The following is an 18,087-nucleotide window of genomic DNA, read 5'->3' as shown; positions in this document are numbered from 1 at the left end:
CTCCAATGCGCCTTGGCTTAAATTGACAAGGCGCATTGGTACCGGTATCAATTTACACGCAGCGCCCACCAAGATGGCGAAGTCCGTCACCGGCTGATGCAGGAAACACCAAGGAGGAGAGACCATGAAACTGAAGACAGTTTGCGCCGGATTGGCAGCGCTTGCCATCTCCGCGATCGCCGTCGGCACCGCGCCGAGCCACGCCGAGGACAAGAAGCCCTACACCATCTATCTCTCGAACAATTTCGTCGGCAATGACTGGCGTCAGCAGATGGAGCGTGTCGCCACCGTGTCGGTGAACAAGGGGCCGCTGAAAGGCCGCGTCGACCTCAAGATCGAGAATGTCGAGAACACCGTCCAGGCGCAGATCAACTCGCTGAACAACATCATCCGCCAGAAACCTGACGCCATTCTCGTCGATGCCGGTTCGGATTCGGCACTCAACCCGACCATCAAGAAGGCCTGCGACGCCGGCATCGTTGTCATCAGCTTCGACCAGGTGGTGACCGAGCCCTGCGCCTTCGCCGTTGCCTCCGACTGGGACCGGATCCCTTCGGTGATGGCCGAATGGATGGCGACGCAGCTCGGCGGCAAGGGCAACATCATCCTCGACCGCGGCCTCGCCGGCGCGCCGATCTCGGCGCAGCTGCAGGGCGGMTATGAGAAGGTGCTGGCCAAATATCCCGACATCAAGGTGGTCGGCTATTACAACGGCAACTATGCGCTCGGCCCGGAGCAGTCAGGTGTCGCGGCCCTGCTTGCCGCCAATCCGAAGATCGACGGCATCATGACGCAAGGCTATGGCTCCGGCGCCATCCAGGCGTTGAAGGATGCCGGCCGGACGATCGTCCCGGTCGTCGGCTTCTCCTACAACGTCGCCGCCGTCACTTGCGCGCAGACGCAAGGCGCCAAGTGCATCCTTGGCTCCAACCCGGCCTATCTCTCCTCGGAAGCGATCAAGCTGGCGGTCGACATTCTCGACACCGGCAAGAAGCCGGTCGAGCGCTCCGTTTCGGTCAAGGGTGACTTCGTCACCACCGATCCCTTCGAGTCCAAGCTCTATCCCGGCACCAAGATGATCAAGATCGCGATTGGCGAAAATGCCTTCCCCGACCAGGCGCCCGGACTGACGCTGCCGATCACGCCCGATTGGGTCGAGATCACCGCTGCGGAAGCCGCCGGTACCAAGTAACATCCTGTGACCACGACCCTGTCTCCCGGCATCGCAAGATGTCGGGAGAGCTTTTCGAAAGCGAAAGCATGGACCTCGTCACCGTCAACGGCCTGTCCAAACGCTATGGCGGCATTGTCGCGCTGAGCGAGGCGACATTCAGCGCCCGCGCCGGCGAGGTGCACGCCCTGCTCGGCGAGAACGGCGCGGGCAAAAGCACCTTCATCCAGATCCTGTCCGGCGCCGTGCAGCATGATGGCGGCTCGATCCTGGTCGACGGCCAGGACTATCGCCCGGCCAATCCGGATGCCGCGCAGGCGCGCGGCATCGCCGCCGTCTTCCAGGAACTGTCGCTGATCCCCGATCTCAGCGTCGAGCAGAACATCTGGTTCCGCCACGAACCGCGAACGTTGCTGCGCACCGTCAATCGCGCGGAGATGCGCCGCAAGACGCTGGCGCTGCTGGAAAAGTACAATTTCCCGACGCTGCGTCCCGACCAGGAGTTGCGGCGGCTGACCCTGGCCGAACGGCAGATCGTCGAGATCGCCAAGGGCCTCGCCAAGGACCCGCGCATCCTGATCCTCGACGAGGCGACCTCGGCGCTGCCGGCGCGAGAGGCCGAATGGCTGCTCAAACTCACCCGGCAACTGGCGGCCGAAGGCAGGCTGGTCATCTTCATCTCGCACCGCATGGCCGAAGTGCGCGCCATCGCCGACCGGCTGACCATCTTCCGCAATGGCGCTACCGTCGCCGCGCATGAGGCCAACGCCGTGTCCGACAACGAGATCGTCACGCAGATGATCGGCCGGCATCTCGACCGGCTCTATCCCGAACGCGTGGCAACAGCGACCGATCGCATTGCGCTGAGGGTCAGGAATTTCTCCAGCGGCAGCCGCCTCTCGGGCGTCGACCTTGCGCTTCGTGAGGGCGAGGTGCTCGGTGTCGGCGGCTTGCAGGGTCATGGCCAGCGCGAACTGTTCCAGTCACTGTTCGGCGCCACCAGAGCGAGCGGCACGATCGAGCTGTGGGGCAAGCCGGTCTCGATCAACAATCCGCGCCAGGCGCTGACCGGCAAGGACGGCATTGCCCTGGTGCCGGAGGACCGGCGCGGGCAGGGCCTGCTGCTGACCAAGAGCGTGCGCGAGAATTTGACGCTGTCGGTCATCAAGCGCTTTACCGAAAACGGCTTTCTCAGCCGGCAAAAGGAAGCCGCCCTGGTCAAGGAGATGGTCGATTTCCTGCGCATCAAGGCTGGCACGCCGGAGCAACTTGCCGGCACGTTGTCCGGCGGCAACCAGCAGAAGGTGATCTTCGGCAAGATGCTGCTTACCGAGGCGCGCGTGCTGCTGCTCTACGATCCGACGCGCGGCGTCGATGTCGGCACCAAGGGCGAGATTTTTCAGCTGATGCGAGATCTTGCCGCCAAGGGCTATGCGATCCTGTTTCATTCCAGCGACATGCCGGAACTCGTCCATGTCGCCGACCGCGTGCTGGTCATGCGCAACGGCCGCATTGCCGCGACGCTGGAAGGAGATCACATTTCGGAGGAGGAAATCCTGCGCGCGGCCATGCTTGAAACCAAGGCGGCCTGAGGCATGGTGATGTCAGCTGCGGAGGGACCGTTGGAGATGGCTCAAAGGTCAGCTGAAGAGAAACAAGCCAGGCCGGCCATCGATTGGCGCGGCCGCTTCCTCGACCGTGCGCCGTTCCTTGTCGCTTGCCTGATGCTGGCCTTGATCGTTGCCATCTACGGCAGCCTGCAGTCCGGTGTCTTCACGCTGGACGAACTCAACCTCGACACGGCGGCGGCGATGACGCTGATGCTGGCGGCGACCGGGCAGACCATCGTGCTGGTGCGGGGCGGCATTGATCTGTCGATCGGCGGCATGATCAGCCTCGGCACGGTGATCGCCGCCACGCGCTTTACCGACGACCCTTCGACCGTGGCACTCTGGACACTGATCATTCTCGCGCTTGGCTTTGCCATCGGTGCGCTCAACGGTCTGCTGATCTCGCTGCTCAAGCTGCAGCCCTTCCTGGTGACGCTCGCCACCTGGTCGATCCTCAACGGCGTCGCCATGATCATCCTCCCGACCGATGGCGGCAGCATTCCCGGCTGGTGGGTCGGCTTTGCCTCCAGCCAACTTTTCGGCCTGACCAGCCCGGTCTGGATGCTGCTGGCGCTGCTTTTGTTCTGGTGGTGGTTTCGCGCGACCCGGGTCGGCATTGCCATCCAGGCAACCGGCTCGAACGAGAAATCGGCCTTCCTGTCCGGCGTCTCGATCACCCGCGTCAATCTCGTCACCTACGGCCTGTCCGGCCTGTTTGCGGCCGGCGCAGCGCTGTTTCTGGTGACGCAGACCGGCGCCGGGTCGCCGACCATCGGCAAGGACTATATCCTGCCCTCGGTGGCGGCGGCGGTCATCGGCGGCGTCAGCCTGTTCGGTGGTCGTGGCCATCTCGCCGGCACGCTGATCGGCGCCTTTGTGCTGACCCTCATCGGCAACCTCGTCTTCGTCCTGCATGTGTCGAGCTACTGGCAGCCGGTCGCGTCCGGCGTCATCCTGCTGCTCTCGGTGCTGGCCAGTTCCGTCGCCGAAAAGGCCGCAAGGAACCGTGTCCAATGAGCGCCTTCCTCGCCCGCAACCGGCTGATCGTGCTTGCCTATGCCGGCATGGTCGTGCTGCTCCTGGTCACAGCGCTTTTCTCGCCCGGCTTCCTCTCGGTCTCCAACATGCGCTCGACCGTCGTGCTGGCAGCCTTCGTCGGCATCGTCGCGCTCGGTCAGACCTTCGTCATCATTGGCGGCGGCATCGACCTGTCGGTGCCCTGGGTGCTCAATTCGGCGGCGATCATCATGGCGCTGCTGTGTGGCGGCCAGGATTTGCCGCTGGTCTGGGTCATGCCACTGCTGCTTGCTGGCGGCGCCTTCATCGGCCTGATCAACGGTGTCGGCGTTGCCCAGTTCGGCGTGCCACCGATCATCATGACACTGGCCACCAACGTCATCCTGCAAGGCTTGATCCTGGTGTTGACCGGCGGCTCGCCGACCCCCTCGGCGCCGGCCTTGATCCAGTTCCTGTCGGTCGGGCGCATCGGCGGTTTTCCGGTGATTGCGCTGATCTGGCTGGCGCTGACGCTGCTGGCGACGCTGCTGCTCTCCAAGGCGGCGTTCGGCCGCCATCTCTATGCGCTCGGCACCAGCGCCACGGTGGCCGAATTCTCCGGCGTGCCGACGGCGCGCACCACCATCCTCACCTATGTCATCTCGGGCCTCACCGCCGCCTTCGCCGGCATGCTTTTGACCGGCTATTCCGGCCAGGCCTATCTCGGCATGGGCGACGCCTATCTGTTCACCTCGATCGCCGCGGTGGCCATCGGCGGTGCCTCGATACTTGGCGGCAGCGGGCACTATCTCGGCACTGTCGCCGGCGCCATGGTGCTGACCATCCTCACCGGTCTTTTGCCGGCGCTGAACCTGTCGAGCGGCGCGCTGCTTATCGTCTATGGCGCGGTCATCCTGCTCACCGTGTCGATCGGCAGCGAAACCTTCGCCGGCCTTGGCGGCAGACTGCGCAGAAAAGAGGGCTGACCATGGTCGAAATCATTTGCGTCGTCGATGCCAGGGCCGAACTCGGCGAAGGCACGCTCTGGGACCCCAAGGCGGGCGTACTGTGGTGGATCGACATCTGGAAGAAGCTGATCCATCGCTACGATCCCGCGACCGGCAAGGATGAGGTCTTCGAGACGCCGGAATATCTCGGCTGCCTCGGCCTGCGCGAAAAGGGCGGCCTGGTGCTGACGATGACCAACGGCTTCCATTTCTTCGATCCGGCTACCGGCAAATTCGAGGCGATCGTCGATCCGGAAGCGCATATGCCGGAAACCCGCTTCAATGACGGCAAGCCGGATCGCCAGGGCCGCTTCTGGTCGGGCTCGATGTTCGAGGTGCCGGGCGAGCCGATCGAATTCGTCGGCGCGCTCTATCGGCTCGATCCCGATCTCTCCGTCCACAAGATGATCGACGGCATCGGCTGCTCCAACGGGCTCGCCTGGAGCCCGGATTCGAAAACCATGTATTTCTCCGACAGCCATGCCGGCGCGGTGTGGGCTTATGATTTCGACCCCGCCACCGGCGACATCGAGAACCGGCGCACCTTCATCGACATGACGGTGACCGGCGGCGTCGCCGACGGCGCCACGGTCGACGCCGAAGGCTGCTACTGGGTGACCATCCCGGTGACCAGCAAGGTCTGCCGCTATGACCCCGACGGCCACTTGATGCAGACAGTGCTGCTGCCGACCGACCTGCCGACCTGCTGCGAATTCGGCGGCAAGGATCTCGACATCCTCTATGTCACCTCCGCCGTGCTCAAGCGTCCCGACAGCCACTTCATCGGCCAGAAAAACCCGGGCGGATTGTTCGCGCTCGACGTCGGCGTCAAGGGCCTGACCTTGCCGGCGTTCAAGGGTTGAAGGATCAGACCGCCGACATCACCAGCGGGTTCTCGATCTTGCGTGTCGTTCCGGTAGCGAAACGACGCTCCAGATACCCGGCGTAGAGCGACAGCGGCCAGCACAGCGCGAAGTAGATAATCGACACCGTACCGAATACCATCACCGGCTGGAAGGTGACCGTGTTGACCTGTGTGGCGGCCCGCGCAAGTTCTGTCAGCCCGATCAGCGAGGCGATCGACGTCGTCTTGACGATCTGCACCATGAAGCCGACCGTCGGCGGCAGCATCAGCCGTATCGCCTGTGGAATGATCACCAGCCGCAATGTCCTGACAAAGCGGAAGCCGAGCGCCGTCGCCGCTTCCCACTGCCCCTTGGGGATAGCCTCGATGGCGCCGCGAAAGATCTCGCCGAAGAAAGCGCCGCCATTGAGCGAGAACGTCACCGCCGCTGCCACCCACGTGTCCGGCCTGTAGCCAAGGAACGAAGAACCGTAATAGGCCATGAACAGCTGGATCAGGATCGGCGTGCCCATGAAGAACTGGATGTAGCCGGCGGCCAGCCAGCGCAGCGGCCGTGCCGGCGCCACCCGGATCGCCGCCACGATGAGACCGATCAGGCCGCCGCCGGCAAAGGCGATCAGCGCCAGAAGGATCGTCCATCGCGTGGCCAAGAGCAGGAACATTAGTTCGTTAGGACCGAAATCACGCAAGCTCATGGCTCAGACCTTCCAGCGGAACATCAGCTTGCCGATGCCGGCGAAGAGCAGGCTGGCCGCCTGCACCAGCACGAAATAGATGATGGCGATGATGATGTAGACCTCGAAGCTCCTGAAGGTCTGCATCACCAGGTTGTTGGCGACCGCCGTCAGTTCTTCCGCCGCAATAGCCCCGACGATCGATGTCCCCATAATCTGCAGGATGAACTGCGCCGACAACGACGGATAGACCGCGCGCGCCGCCGGCACCAGCACGACATGGCGGATGATCCGGTAGCGGCTGAGCCCGAGCGATTTTGCCGCCTCGATCTGCCCTTCGGGGATGGCTTCGATGCCGGCGCGCAATATCTCGGTCGCATAGGCGCCGAGATGGATCGAGAGCGCGACGACGGCCGCGGTGTTGCTCGACAGCTTGAAACCGAACAGCGGCAGCGAGAAGAACACGAAATAGAGCTGGATCAAAAGCGGCGTGTTGCGAATCAGCTCGACATAGGCAGCGATCAGCCAGGACAGAAAGCGCGGGCCGAAGCTGCGGCCGACGGCGCCGAGGACACCGATGGCGGTGCCAAACAGGATCGACAATGCCGCCAGCTGGATGGTTTTTTCCAGGCCGCGCAGCAGCAAGTCGAGATGGACAAGGATCGGGCCGAATTGCAGGGCGGTTTGCACTGATATCCCGTCACGAGATCAAGGAAGCGGGACCGATACGATGCCGGCCCCGCTCAGGAGTGAAGAAATCAGAAAACCGGCAGCACCGGCAGCGGCTGGTTGCGGTATTTCATCGACAGCGCGTCCAGTGTGCCGTCGGTCTTCATCGTGAACAGCCAAGTGTTGATCCACTGGCGCAGATTGTCGTTGCCCTTGGCTACGCCGATGCCGAAATAGAAAGTCTTCAGCACATATTTCTGCTCGAAGGCGTCGCCATTCTGCGCCTTCTTCAGATAGATCTCGCCATAGTCGCCGCCGCCCATGGCATCGATCTGGCCCGACACCATCGCCTGCAGCAGCGAGGAATAATCGTCGAAGCGCAGGATCTCGATGCCCGGATTGGTTTCCGCGGCCTTGGTCAGCAATCCGTCCTCGCCGGTGCCACGCGTCAGGCCGACCTTCTTGCCGACGAGGTCGGCGACACCCTTGATGCTGGTGTTCTTCGGCGCGATGACCACCGCCGACTGGCCGGCATAGGGGATCGAATAGTCGATCTGGATGGCGCGCGCCGGCGTGATCGAGAAGATCGAGATCACCGCATCGACCTGCTTGGTCAGCAGCGCCGGAATGCGGCCGGGCGAAGTGACGGTGACGAATTCGACGGGCACGCCGAGCGCCTCGCCCATCTTGTTGGCGACCTCGATGTCGAAGCCGGTCGGCTTCAGATTGGCGTCGAGAAAGCCGTAGGGCGGTGTCGTGGTGTCGATGGCGACGACCAGCTTGCCGCGCGCGATGATGTCCTCGACCGACTGCGCCAAAGCGACCGACGGCATGAGCGCCGACAGCGCCAGCACGATGCCGGCCAGCAAGGCGCCGACCCTTCCCAGGAAAGTCCGCATGTTTTCCTCCCATGCATTTTTGGGCGCCTGGCGTCGATATCGTTCGGGCGGGGCGCGCTGGCCGCCCAAGGATTTGAAACAGATCGGTCTCACCCGCTGCCATCCCTTGCAAACCGGAGATTCAGCGGTTCCCCTGCGAGTTATAATGGTATGCTATTATAATGTTATTCGCCTGTCTACGAGCGCCTAAGGCAAGAAGTTCCACTATCTTGATACCGGTACCATAATTTCGGTTTTTACATTCGGCGTCAACGGTTCCGACGTCGGCCGATGGAGCTCGTCAAAAGCTACCGATTGATCGCGCGTGCAGCGCGGCGAACGCTTTGCAGCAGGATGGCGAGGCAGCCGACCAGCAGCAACGTGCCGCCGAGCAGTGGTGGCAGTGCGAGYAGCTTCACCGCCGCCACGACTGCGGCCACCAGCACCAGCGCCAGCAGCGCCAGATTGCCGTCATCGACGAACAKGCCGAAGAATTCCTTGGCAACAAGACGAACGGCGTTCATCGGGCGAACCCTCCGGCGGCTGCGGGGTAGGTGCCGCGCAGCCAGCGCACCATGGCAAAGGACGCCAGTGCGACGATGGCGAAGATGGCGAGCAGGGCGAGATCGGCGCCTGGCCAGTCGGCGCCGATGCCCTCGCCGGTCCAGAAGATGCCGAAGCTGGTCAGCATCAGCCCGACGACGAATTTGAGCGCATTCTCCGGCACGCGCGCCAGCGGCCGGTGGACGGCCAGGCCGACGAGCATCACCAGGATGAATGCCGCCAGCGCGCCCAGGCCGGCATACAGCGTCTGCCCRTGCGCGGCACCCACGGCAATGACGATGAACACCACCTCGACACCTTCGAGCAGCACCGCCTTGAACGACGCCAGTCCGGCGAGATAGTCGGCGCGGCGGTCATTGGCCTGGTGGTGCAGGGCCGCCGTTTCCTTGGAGAAGGCCGCCTCCTCATCATGCAGCGCGATGACGCCGACGCTGCGCAGGATGGCCTTTCGCAGCCAGCGCATGCCGAACAGGATCAGCAGCACGCCGACGACGAACTGCAGCGTGGTGATGGGCACCAGCGCCAGCAGCGGTCCGAACGCCAGCACCAGCGCCGCCAGCACCGCCAGCGCCAGGGTGGCACCCGTCAGTGCCGGGCGCCAGCCGCGCGTCACGCCCACCGCCAGCACGATGGTGAAGGCTTCGACGACCTCGACGAAGGAGGCAAGAAATGCCGCCGTGACCGTCGAGAGGATGGGCGTCAGCGTCTGCATCAAGGCTTCCTGTCGTGTCTCGTTCGCCCCGGACCTTCTGGGCGCCTTTCCGGCAAGCTTGGCCCGGAATCACAATGGGGTCAGCACCACATAGCGCTCCGGAGGCATCGGGAAAGCAAGTGGAGCGCCAACGGGGCGGCCGCTTTGGGCCAATCGAGCCGCACGTGCTGCGGCTTGAGGGATGGGGGCGTTAAATCAGATCAGACCCGACATGTCCGAGAAGGCCATCGCCTTGCGCAGGATCTCGGCGAAGCGCTCGCCGGCCACTTCACGCGCACCGCTATTGTCGATCGAGGTCACGCCAGGGCCGGTCAGGGTCACATTTGCGCTGCGCGCCAGGCGCGCCAGCACTTCGCCGCGCGACTCGCGGCCACGCATCGCCAGCCGCTCGGCCAGCACATCGGGCGAAGCGGTGATCTCGACAATGGCCAGATTGGCATAGCGCTCGCGCAGCACCGGAATAATCGCGCGTGACACATTGGCGATGGCGACATGGCCGTTGGTGACCGACCAGTCGACATCGGCCGGCAGGCCATAGCGCAGGCCATGCGCCTCCCAGGAGATGGCGAAGGCGCCGTCGGCCTCAGCTTCGACAAAGGCGGCGTCGGCCAGCGTGTCGTGATCCTCGCTTGCCGCATCGCTCGGCCGGGTGATGACGCGGCGGACGAACTCCAGCCGGGTCTCGTCAGTGAAGAGCGCGCGGGCGTAGCCGATCACCGTGTCCTTGCCGGCGCCGCTTGGGCCGACGACGGCGACAAAGACGCCATGGCGGATCGGAAAGGTTTCAGCGGACAATTCACGCTCGATCAAGGCTGACACCATCATGCGACGCGGCGCCCCTGCCGCCAGACGGTGCGCACCACCGGCAAATGGTCGTCGACGCGCACGCGCACCAGATCGGCCCTGCGGCCCTGCTCGATGATGCCGCGGTCGTTGAGGCCAATGGCCTCGGCCGGGTTCTTCGACACCATGGCGACCGCTTGCGGCAGCGAAATACCTTCGACCATATCACCGAGGAAGAAGGCCGACTGGATCAGGCTGAAGGGAATGTAGTCGGACGACAGGATGTCGAGCAGGCCGTCGCTGGCCAGCGTGCGCGCCGAGACATTGCCTGAATGCGAGGCGCCGCGCATGACGTTCGGCGCCCCCATCAGCACGCCGAGCCCGGCCTCTTTCGAGGCCCGTGCGGCTTCCTCCGTCGTCGGGAACTCGGCAACGCGCACACCTTGCTCTATCGCCTCCCCGACATGGCCAACGGTCGCGTCGTCATGGCTGGCGAGCACGATGCCGCGCTCATGGCAGGCGGCGGCGATCACCGCCCGGTTTGGCGCCGAATTGCGCGCCGATTCGCCCATCCGCTTCTCGCAGAACAGCTTGAAGTCGCGGTCMGTCAGCTTCAGCTTGCGCTGRTAGTARTAGGCRTAGGTYTCRAGATTGACGAACTGGCGCTGGCCCGGCGCGTGGTCCATCAGCGATGCCAGCTTGACCCTCTCGTCGCCGTCGAAATTGGCAAAGGCCTTGAGGCAGTCCGGCGCCGAAACCTCGCAGCGCAGATGAATAAAATGGTCGGCTCGCAACCGGTCCTGCGCGACGCTGTCTTCGATCGCGTCGGCCAGCTTGCGGATATCGTCCGATGTCAGGTCGGCGTCCTCGTCCATTCCGACGCGCAAGGCGTCGAGCACGGTGGTGATGCCGGCGGTTGCCACCTGCGCGTCATGGGCAAGCACTGCGGCGATCGGGTTCCAGCGCACCTTCGGCCGTGGAGCGTAGTGGCCCTCGAGATGGTCGGTGTGCAGTTCGACCAGCCCGGGAATGACATAGTCGCCGCCCATATCCTCGCCGGTCCGGCCAGAACCCGCATCGATGCCGGCGATAAAGCCGTCGCGCAGCACCAGCGACCCCTCGACGATCTCGTCGGCAAGCACGATGCGGGCGTTGGAAAGAACGGTCTCGGCGGTCATTTCAGGCAGTCCTTGGTTCTTCTTGGTCGGAGCTATTCCGGCTGGGGTTATTCAGGCGATTTTTCTGGCCGGGCGACGTCCCAGCGCGTGCTGGGAAAGTACCATGAACGGCGCGCCGGGTTCGGGTTCGACAAACAGGGTCAGGGTGTCGACCAGCACCGGCTGCCGCAGAACCTCCGCGAACAGGCTGTCGATTGCTGCGCGCAAACGGGGGCTTTCCTGTGGCCCCGCCCGGCCCGACAGCGTCATGTGGAAACGAAAAGTCTCGAAGACGTAGGGGTAGCCCCACTGGCAGAGATTGCGGAACTCGGCCGGCTTCAGCGAATCCGGGCTGCGCCGTTCGATCTCGGCCTCGGTCAGCGGTGCGCGAAAACGGTCGAAGTCGCGCACCACATCGTCAGCGAAGCGGTTGAGAGAAGGCAGCGGTCCTTCCGGCACGAGCGCGAAGAAGCTGTCGATCTGGCTGACGACGAGACGCGGGATCGTCACCACGGGCGTTGCTTCGGCAAAATGGTCGAGCCCCGCGCGCAGCGAGGTCTCGGTCTCGTCGGCAGCCAGGAGGAAGGGAGCTTTCAGCGTCGCGTGAAAACCATAGCGGCGTGCCGAAGCGGTGTGGAACGCCACTTCCGCCGCCGCCAGATCGGCCACGGCCTCAACCGGSCKKGTSGCGGCRCCGAACGGATCGCGGCCSAGCCAGTTGGCGGCGATCCGCGCCAGCGGCTCGTCCTGCCTYGGGGTGAAATAGATGGCGTAGCGCATCGAAAGTCCTCGTCAGTCTCGCTGCCATAGGTGATTTCCATGACGGATTGACGAAGCTTTGAAGGGTTTTCGAAGGCAAATCGACCCCACGGGTCCTTAGCCGACGATTTTTCCGAGCTGGACCAACAAGTTCAGCCGGAATCTCCGACTGATCAGGCCTTCATCAACCATTCGTGCTCGGGCGCATTGTGGAATTTCCACGTCCGCTTCGGCCCGGCCATGACGTTGAGATAATAGAGGTCGTAGCCATGGCAGGCTGCGCAGGGGTGATAGCCCTTGGGCACCAGCACCACATCGCCGTCCTCGATCGCCATCGCTTCGTCGAGCGCGCGATGGCCATCCTGGTCGGCGTCGGTGTAGACGCGCTGGAAGGCAAAACCCTGCGGCGGGTTGAGGCGATGATAGTAGGTCTCTTCGAGATAGGATTCGGCGGGCAGATTGTCCTGGTCATGCTTGTGCGGCGGATAGCTCGACGTATGTCCGCCGGGCGTGATGACCTCGACCACCAGCAGCGAGTCCGCCGGCTTGCCTTCCGGCAGGATGTTGGTGACGTAGCGCGTGTTGGTGCCCTTGCCGCGCACCTCCTGGCCGAGATCGTCGGGTCTGATCACCCGGACCGGCAACTCGCCGCCGAGGCCAGGCGCCGAGCAGACCGCGAGTTCGAGATCCGTATCGGCCGTCACCGACCAGTCCGATCCCGCGGGAACATAGATCGACCACGGCTTGCCTTCGAAGGGCGACATGCGCTCGCCGAGCAGGCCGAGATCCTTGCCGCCGGCTTTCGCCGTGCCCTTGCCGGTGACGAACACCAGGCAGATTTCGCGATCGTCGGTTTTGCCTGAGGCGCTCTCGCCGGGCTTCAGCCGATGCAGGTCGAAACCGACATAGGTCCACCCAGCGCTTTTCGGCGTCACATGGGCAACGCGGCCATGGCCCTTATCGGCCTTCACCAGCAGCTTCGACATCGGGTTACTCCTTCGGTTCGGCCTCGGCCGTCGCCTTGTTCTCATCGGCCGGCTTGTAGAGATAGAAAAACTGCCAGACGGCATAACCGGCAAAGCCGAGCGCGATGACGCCCCAGAACGGCGTGCCGGTGGCGAATTCGATGATCGACCAGATGACGCAGACCGCGACGACGGCGACACGCCGCCATAGCGGGCGGAAGAAGGGGTGCTCGTAATCTTTCATCGGGCCAATCTACAGCAACCTGCTTCGCCGTGAACCCGTCGCGTCAGGCATTCGGGAAACCCTGGGTTTCCACTGTGTAGCCGGCTGATGTCATCACCCGCATCAGCTCCTTGTGGCCAACCTGCGCCATCTTGAGCGGCGGGTTCTTCTTCGGGTCCTGCTCGGCCTCGACCACAAACCAGCCCTCATAGCCATGGTCGGCGAAGCGTTGCACGATGGCGCCGAAATCCAGCGAGCCGTCGCCTGGCACGGTGAAGGCGCCGAGCGCCACGGCGTCGAGGAAGGACTGTTTCGTACGGTCGAGCCCGTCAATCACGCCCATCCGTACATCCTTCACATGGACATGGCTGATGCGCTTGTGGTGGTTGTCGATGGCGCGCAGCACATCGCCGCCGGCAAAGGCCAGATGMCCGGCATCGAGCAGCAGCGGAATGCCTTCGCCGGAATGGCGCATGAAGGCATCGAGCTCCGGCTCGGTCTCGACCACCGCCGCCATGTGATGGTGGTAGGACAGCGGCATGCCTTGTTCGGCGCACCATTCGCCGAACTCGGTCAGACGCCTTGCATAGGCTTTCATCTCATCGCCAGACAGTTTCGGCTTGGTGGCGAGCGGCTTCGAGCGGTCGCCTTGGATCGAGCGGCCGACCTCGCCATAGACGATGCAAGGCGCGTTGACCGCCTTGAACAGGTCGATCATCGGCTGGATGCGATCCTTGTTCTTGCCCATCTCCTCATCGACCAGCGTGCCGGAAAACCAGCCGCCGCAAAGCGTCACATCGGCTGCCTTCAGGATCGGCAGCATGACAGCGGGATCGTTGGGAAAACGCCGGCCCATCTCCATGCCGGTGAAGCCCGCCGAACGCGACTGGCGCAAACACTCCTCCAGCGACACGTCATCGCTGAGTTCGGCAAGATCGTCGTTCCACCATGCAATGGGGGACATGCCCAGTTTGGCTTTCAAGTCGTCACTCCAGATTAGAACAGTTCATTCTTTGGCCGCTGGCGCCGCCCCTCATCCGCCTGCCGGCACCTTCTCCCCGTATAGGGACKGGGAGAAGGGAGCTAGCATCAATCGCCGATGGTCTGCATCTGCCGCTTCTCGTCATAGGCCTTGCGGGCCGCGTTCACCTGCGGACGTGCCGACACTTCCGGCACCGCCACATCCCACCAATGGCCACCGGCATCGGTGGAGACCAGCGGATCGGTGTCGATGACCAGAACGGTGGTGCGGTCGTTCTTTTTGGCCTTCTGCAGTGCGTTTTCGAGACCGGCGATCGACGGCACCTTCTCGGCGATTGCGCCCATGCTCGCCGCATGCGCGGCAAAGTCGATATCGGGTAGGATCTCGTGGCGCGAGTCCTTCAAGAGATTGTTGAAGTTGGCGCCGCCGGTCGCCATCTGCAGCCGGTTGATGCAGCCATAGCCGCGGTTGTCGAGCAGCACGATGGTCAGCTTCAAGCCGAGCATCACCGAGGTGGCGATCTCGGAATTCAGCATCAGATAGGAGCCGTCGCCGATCATGACGACGACTTCTTCGCCGGGCTTCGCCATCTTGGTGCCGAGCCCGCCGGCAATCTCGTAGCCCATGGTCGAGAAGCCGTATTCGGCATGATAGGAGCCGGGCGCGCCGGCCTGCCAAAGCTTGTGCAACTCTCCAGGCAAGCCGCCGGCGGCATGCAGCAGCGTCACGCCGGATCCCATGGCGCGCTGCACGGCGCCGATCACCTGCGCGTCGGACGGGAAGGCCGCGTTGGTCGACGCCGTCACCTTGGCCGCATCGGCCTGCCATTCCTTCTTGCCCTTGGTCGCATTGTCGGTCCAAGTCGCCGGTGCTTTCCAACTCCCCAGCGCTGTACCCAGTTCGGTCAGCCCCTCGGCCGCATCGGCGACCAGCGGCAGCGCGCGGTGCTTGCCGGCATCGAAAGGCTGCACGTTCAAGCCAATGATGGTCTTGCCGGAATTCTTGAACAGCGCCCACGAGCCGGTGGTGAAATCCTGCAGGCGCGTGCCGATAGCAAGCACGACATCGGCCTCTTCCGCCAGCCGGTTGGCAGCGGATGTGCCGGTGACGCCGACCGCCGCCATGTTGAGCGGATGACCATCCGGCAGCGAGGATTTGCCGCCTTGCGTTTCGCAGACCGGAATGCCGGCGCCTTGCACGAATTTGGCCAGCTCATCGGAGGCCTGCGAATAGAGCACGCCGCCGCCGGCGATCACCAGCGGCTTCTTCGCGCCCTTCAGCGCCGAGACTGCCGCCGCAAGCTCGTGGCGGTCCGGGCGCGGCCGGCGCTGGTGCCAGACACGTTCGGCGAAGAAGCTCTCGGGATAGTCATAGGCCTCGGCCTGCACATCCTGGCAAAGCGACAGCGTCACCGGCCCGCACTCGGCCGGATCGGTCAGCACAGCCATCGCACGGCTGAGCGCCGGTATGATCTGTTCCGGCCGGGTGATGCGGTCGAAATAGCGCGACACCGGACGGAAGCAGTCGTTGACCGTCGCCGTGCCGTCGGAAAAATCCTCGGCCTGCTGCAGCACCGGGTCGGGGATGCGGTTGGCGAAGACATCGCCGGGCAGAAACAGCACAGGCAGCCGGTTGACATGCGCGAGCGCTGCCGCCGTCACCATGTTTAGCGCGCCGGGGCCGATCGAAGAGGTCGCCGCCATGAAGCGGCGGCGGAAATTGGCCTTGGCATAGGCAATCGCCGCATGCGCCATCGCCTGTTCATTGTGGGCGCGGAACGTCGGCAGCTCATCGCGCACCTGGTAGAGCGCCTCGCCGATGCCGGCGACGTTGCCATGGCCGAAGATCGCCCAGACACCGCCGAAGATCGGCACTTTTGTGCCGTGCATCTCGGTCATCTGGCGGGACAGAAAGCGGGTCAGCGCCTGCGCCATCGTCAGGCGGATTGTCTTGCTCATGGTGGTTTCCTCCGCAGTCTTATGCCGCGCCTTTATGCTGCTTTACGGCCTCGCGCGGCAAGCCACGCCTCGGTCAACTGTTCGAAGCGCGAGGCCATGTCGGCGACAGCCTCGTCATCCGACATCCTGCCGGCCAGCCACTCCTCGGCGGCGTGAACGAAAATGGTGCGGCCGACGGCAAAACCCTTGACGATCGGCGCCTTGGCGGTGGCGGCAAAAGCCGCTTCCAGCTCGTCCTGCGGCGCCTCCAGGCCAAGCAGCACGACGCCACGGCACCAGGGATCATGCTTCAGGATCACCGCTTCGATCTTGGCCCAGGCGCCGGCCGAGGCCTGCGGTTCGAGTTTCCACCAGTCCGGCTTGATGCCGAGCGCATAGAGTTCCTCCAGCGCGCGCGGAATGGTCGTGTCGTCAAGCTTGCCGTGCTTGCCGGCGATGATCTCGACGAGCAGTTCCCGGCCGACTTTCCGCGCCGCCTCGAACAGCGCGCGCAGTTTCTGCTGCTGTTCTTCCTTCAGCGCCGCCGGATCGTCGGGATGGTAGAAGCACAGGCATTTGATGCAGTGATCGACTGGCCATTCGGTGAGCTGCGAGCCGATATCCTGCGAGAACTCGAAACGCAGTGGCCGCGAGCCCGGCAGTTCGACCGGGCGCCCAAGCCAGGCGAAGGAATGGCGGGCGAATTCGAACATCGCCTCGCGGCCATGCTTCTCGTCAAGCAGCATACCGTAGCCGTCCCGGCCGGCGGCAACTTTGGCCGCTGCCTTGACGGTCAGCACCTTGAAATCGCGGATGCGCGCCGGATCGGCGCCGGCCTTSGCSGCSACRTCSTCGAGCTGKATGCGRTGGTCGCAGGCSAGCGCCATCAGCGAGGGAATGTCGCGCCGGCGCGTCGTCGCCCAATGGATGTGGTTGATCGCCTCGTCCTTGCGYAASGCSAGATGCTTGCTGCCGTTCTTGAGGAAGAACTGCAGCTCCTCGAAGGTTGGATATTCCGGCGCGCAGAGCAACCGCGACACGGCGAAGGCGCCGCAGGCATTGGCCCAGGTCGCCGCCGTCGCATGGTCTTCGCCACCCAGCCAGCCGCGCAGGAAGCCGGACATGAAGGCGTCACCGGCACCCAGCACATTGTAGATCTCGATCGGGAAACCCTTGCCGACGACGCCGTCTTCGAGATCGTCGCTGATCGGTCCGTCATAGACGATGCAACCCATGGCGCCGCGCTTCAAGACGATGGTGGCCGAGGACAGCGCGCGGATCGTCTTCAGCGCGCTCAGGCAGTCGTCGGCGCCCGAGGCGATCATGATCTCTTCCTCGGTGCCGACGATGAGATCGCAATCGGGCAGAACCGTCTTCAGCTGGGCCGAGACCCGGTCCGATTTGACATAGCGCTCGAAGCCTTCGGCATGGCCGGCGAGGCCCCACAGGTTCGGCCGATAGTCGATGTCGAAGACAACCTTGCCGCCCTTGGCCTTCATGATGCGGATCGCCTTGCGCTGGGCGGCATCGCTGTTGGGTCGGGAAAAATGCGTGCCGGTGACGACGATCGAGCGCGCCGAGGCGATGAAGGCCTCGTCAATGTCTTCAGGCGCCAGCGCCATGTCGGCGCAGTCGCTGCGATAGAAGATCATCGGCGAAACGCCTTCGCTCTCGACCGAGAGCAGCACCAGCGCGGTCAGCCGTTCCTTGTCGGTCTTCAGGCCGTCGGTGTTGACACCTTCGCGCTTCAGCTGCTCGCGGATGAAGCGGCCCATCTGCTCGTCGCCGACGCGCGTCAGCAGCGCCGAGCGCAGGCCGAGCCTCGCCGTGCCGACGGAAATGTTGGCCGGACAGCCGCCGACCGACTTGGCGAAGGAGGTGATATCCTCCAGCCGCGAGCCGATCTGCTGGCCATAGAGGTCGACGGAAGCGCGACCGATGGTGATGACGTCGAGCGGCGCCTGTTTCGCGTCCACGGCTTCGCTCATTGGAACCTCCCGTCAGTCTTGTTGTCAGGAACAACATTGTTTGGGTAACACGCGCGAGCGGCAGCGTGGTGCCGAGAATATGAAATAATAATTCCAATCCATAGTCAATATGGAATGAGCATTCCCGGATGGAAAAGTGCCTTTGGG

At 63.9% G+C, this 18,087-nt stretch carries 18 protein-coding genes; 5 read left to right on the top strand and 13 right to left on the bottom strand.

Going from position 1 to position 18,087, the window contains the following annotated elements; all coding sequences use genetic code 11:
• Positions 1-124: 124 nt before the first annotated feature.
• The 5 genes from AC1DX0_RS02970 to AC1DX0_RS02950 all read left to right on the top strand — a co-directional run bounded on the left by AC1DX0_RS02970 (position 125) and on the right by AC1DX0_RS02950 (position 5,647).
• Positions 125-1,192: a substrate-binding domain-containing protein gene (locus tag AC1DX0_RS02970; protein WP_477218707.1), complete on the top strand. Its 1,068-nt coding sequence runs from the start codon at positions 125-127 to the stop codon at positions 1,190-1,192.
• A 68-nt stretch (positions 1,193-1,260) separates the two neighbouring features.
• Positions 1,261-2,763: a sugar ABC transporter ATP-binding protein gene (locus AC1DX0_RS02965; protein ID WP_477218706.1), complete on the top strand. Its 1,503-nt coding sequence runs from the start codon at positions 1,261-1,263 to the stop codon at positions 2,761-2,763.
• Positions 2,764-2,799: 36 nt separating this feature from the next.
• Positions 2,800-3,798 (top strand): ABC transporter permease, encoded by a 999-nt coding sequence (locus tag AC1DX0_RS02960; RefSeq protein WP_477218705.1) that lies wholly within the window; start codon positions 2,800-2,802, stop codon positions 3,796-3,798.
• Complete coding sequence (locus AC1DX0_RS02955; RefSeq protein WP_477218704.1) at positions 3,795-4,763, top strand: ABC transporter permease; 969 nt, start codon at positions 3,795-3,797, stop codon at positions 4,761-4,763. Before AC1DX0_RS02960 ends, AC1DX0_RS02955 begins: the two co-directional genes overlap by 4 nt.
• A gap of 2 nt (positions 4,764-4,765) precedes the next feature.
• On the top strand, positions 4,766-5,647 hold the full coding sequence (locus AC1DX0_RS02950) for an SMP-30/gluconolactonase/LRE family protein (protein ID WP_477218703.1): 882 nt from the start codon (positions 4,766-4,768) through the stop codon (positions 5,645-5,647).
• A gap of 4 nt (positions 5,648-5,651) precedes the next feature.
• Here AC1DX0_RS02950 and AC1DX0_RS02945 read toward each other — a convergent pair whose 3' ends face one another.
• From AC1DX0_RS02945 to AC1DX0_RS02885, 13 genes are all read right to left on the bottom strand, one after another.
• Positions 5,652-6,344, bottom strand: a complete 693-nt coding sequence (locus AC1DX0_RS02945; RefSeq protein ID WP_477218702.1) for an amino acid ABC transporter permease — start codon at positions 6,342-6,344, stop codon at positions 5,652-5,654.
• Positions 6,345-6,347: 3 nt separating this feature from the next.
• Positions 6,348-7,013, bottom strand: coding sequence for an amino acid ABC transporter permease (locus AC1DX0_RS02940; RefSeq protein WP_477218701.1), 666 nt, complete (start codon positions 7,011-7,013; stop codon positions 6,348-6,350).
• Between the two features lie 68 nt (positions 7,014-7,081).
• Entirely contained in the window at positions 7,082-7,891 is an 810-nt protein-coding gene (locus AC1DX0_RS02935; RefSeq protein WP_477218700.1) for a transporter substrate-binding domain-containing protein, read from the bottom strand.
• 287 nt (positions 7,892-8,178) lie between these two features.
• Positions 8,179-8,394, bottom strand: a complete 216-nt coding sequence (locus AC1DX0_RS02930) for a hypothetical protein (RefSeq protein WP_477354233.1) — start codon at positions 8,392-8,394, stop codon at positions 8,179-8,181.
• Positions 8,391-9,146 carry a COG4280 domain-containing protein gene (locus AC1DX0_RS02925; RefSeq protein ID WP_477218698.1) on the bottom strand — a complete coding sequence of 252 codons (756 nt, stop codon included), beginning with the start codon at positions 9,144-9,146 and terminating at the stop codon, positions 8,391-8,393. Before AC1DX0_RS02925 ends, AC1DX0_RS02930 begins: the two co-directional genes overlap by 4 nt.
• Positions 9,147-9,341: 195 nt before the next feature.
• On the bottom strand, positions 9,342-9,971 hold the full coding sequence (gene phnN / locus AC1DX0_RS02920) for a phosphonate metabolism protein/1,5-bisphosphokinase (PRPP-forming) PhnN (RefSeq protein ID WP_477218697.1): 630 nt from the start codon (positions 9,969-9,971) through the stop codon (positions 9,342-9,344).
• Positions 9,968-11,107, bottom strand: a complete 1,140-nt coding sequence (locus tag AC1DX0_RS02915) for an alpha-D-ribose 1-methylphosphonate 5-triphosphate diphosphatase (protein ID WP_477218696.1) — start codon at positions 11,105-11,107, stop codon at positions 9,968-9,970. The genes phnN and AC1DX0_RS02915 overlap by 4 nt, the downstream gene beginning before the upstream one ends.
• Positions 11,108-11,158: 51 nt before the next feature.
• Complete coding sequence (locus AC1DX0_RS02910) at positions 11,159-11,866, bottom strand: DUF1045 domain-containing protein (protein WP_477354230.1); 708 nt, start codon at positions 11,864-11,866, stop codon at positions 11,159-11,161.
• 152 nt (positions 11,867-12,018) lie between these two features.
• Complete coding sequence (gene iolB / locus AC1DX0_RS02905) at positions 12,019-12,831, bottom strand: 5-deoxy-glucuronate isomerase (protein ID WP_477218694.1); 813 nt, start codon at positions 12,829-12,831, stop codon at positions 12,019-12,021.
• Between the two features lie 4 nt (positions 12,832-12,835).
• A complete protein-coding gene (locus tag AC1DX0_RS02900) occupies positions 12,836-13,054 on the bottom strand; it encodes a hypothetical protein (RefSeq protein ID WP_027040732.1) in 219 nt (72 codons plus the stop codon).
• A gap of 43 nt (positions 13,055-13,097) precedes the next feature.
• The gene (gene iolE / locus AC1DX0_RS02895) at positions 13,098-14,015 is read right to left on the bottom strand and encodes a myo-inosose-2 dehydratase (RefSeq protein ID WP_477218693.1); all 918 of its coding nucleotides are present in this window, start codon (positions 14,013-14,015) and stop codon (positions 13,098-13,100) included.
• Positions 14,016-14,122: 107 nt separating this feature from the next.
• Positions 14,123-15,973, bottom strand: coding sequence for a 3D-(3,5/4)-trihydroxycyclohexane-1,2-dione acylhydrolase (decyclizing) (iolD, locus tag AC1DX0_RS02890; protein WP_477218692.1), 1,851 nt, complete (start codon positions 15,971-15,973; stop codon positions 14,123-14,125).
• Positions 15,974-16,005: 32 nt separating this feature from the next.
• Positions 16,006-17,940, bottom strand: coding sequence for a bifunctional 5-dehydro-2-deoxygluconokinase/5-dehydro-2-deoxyphosphogluconate aldolase (locus AC1DX0_RS02885; protein ID WP_477354227.1), 1,935 nt, complete (start codon positions 17,938-17,940; stop codon positions 16,006-16,008).
• Positions 17,941-18,087: the final 147 nt, after the last annotated feature.

The sequence above is a fragment of the Mesorhizobium sp. P3_A9 genome (genome assembly GCF_056402975.1).
This window is presented reverse-complemented; position numbering and strand designations above follow the sequence as displayed.

What these genes read in the sequence shown, in the direction of transcription:
- AC1DX0_RS02965 (WP_477218706.1), top strand. Translation starts at nt 1,261, where the DNA reads ATGGACCTCGTCACCGTCAACGGCCTGTCCAAACGCTATGGCGGCATT.
- AC1DX0_RS02960 (WP_477218705.1), top strand. Translation starts at nt 2,800, where the DNA reads ATGGCTCAAAGGTCAGCTGAAGAGAAACAAGCCAGGCCGGCCATCGAT.
- AC1DX0_RS02955 (WP_477218704.1), top strand. Translation starts at nt 3,795, where the DNA reads ATGAGCGCCTTCCTCGCCCGCAACCGGCTGATCGTGCTTGCCTATGCC.
- AC1DX0_RS02950 (WP_477218703.1), top strand. Translation starts at nt 4,766, where the DNA reads ATGGTCGAAATCATTTGCGTCGTCGATGCCAGGGCCGAACTCGGCGAA.
- AC1DX0_RS02945 (WP_477218702.1), bottom strand. Translation starts at nt 6,344, where the DNA reads ATGAGCTTGCGTGATTTCGGTCCTAACGAACTAATGTTCCTGCTCTTG.
- AC1DX0_RS02935 (WP_477218700.1), bottom strand. Translation starts at nt 7,891, where the DNA reads ATGCGGACTTTCCTGGGAAGGGTCGGCGCCTTGCTGGCCGGCATCGTG.
- phnN (WP_477218697.1), bottom strand. Translation starts at nt 9,971, where the DNA reads ATGATGGTGTCAGCCTTGATCGAGCGTGAATTGTCCGCTGAAACCTTT.
- iolB (WP_477218694.1), bottom strand. Translation starts at nt 12,831, where the DNA reads ATGTCGAAGCTGCTGGTGAAGGCCGATAAGGGCCATGGCCGCGTTGCC.
- AC1DX0_RS02900 (WP_027040732.1), bottom strand. Translation starts at nt 13,054, where the DNA reads ATGAAAGATTACGAGCACCCCTTCTTCCGCCCGCTATGGCGGCGTGTC.
- iolD (WP_477218692.1), bottom strand. Translation starts at nt 15,973, where the DNA reads ATGAGCAAGACAATCCGCCTGACGATGGCGCAGGCGCTGACCCGCTTT.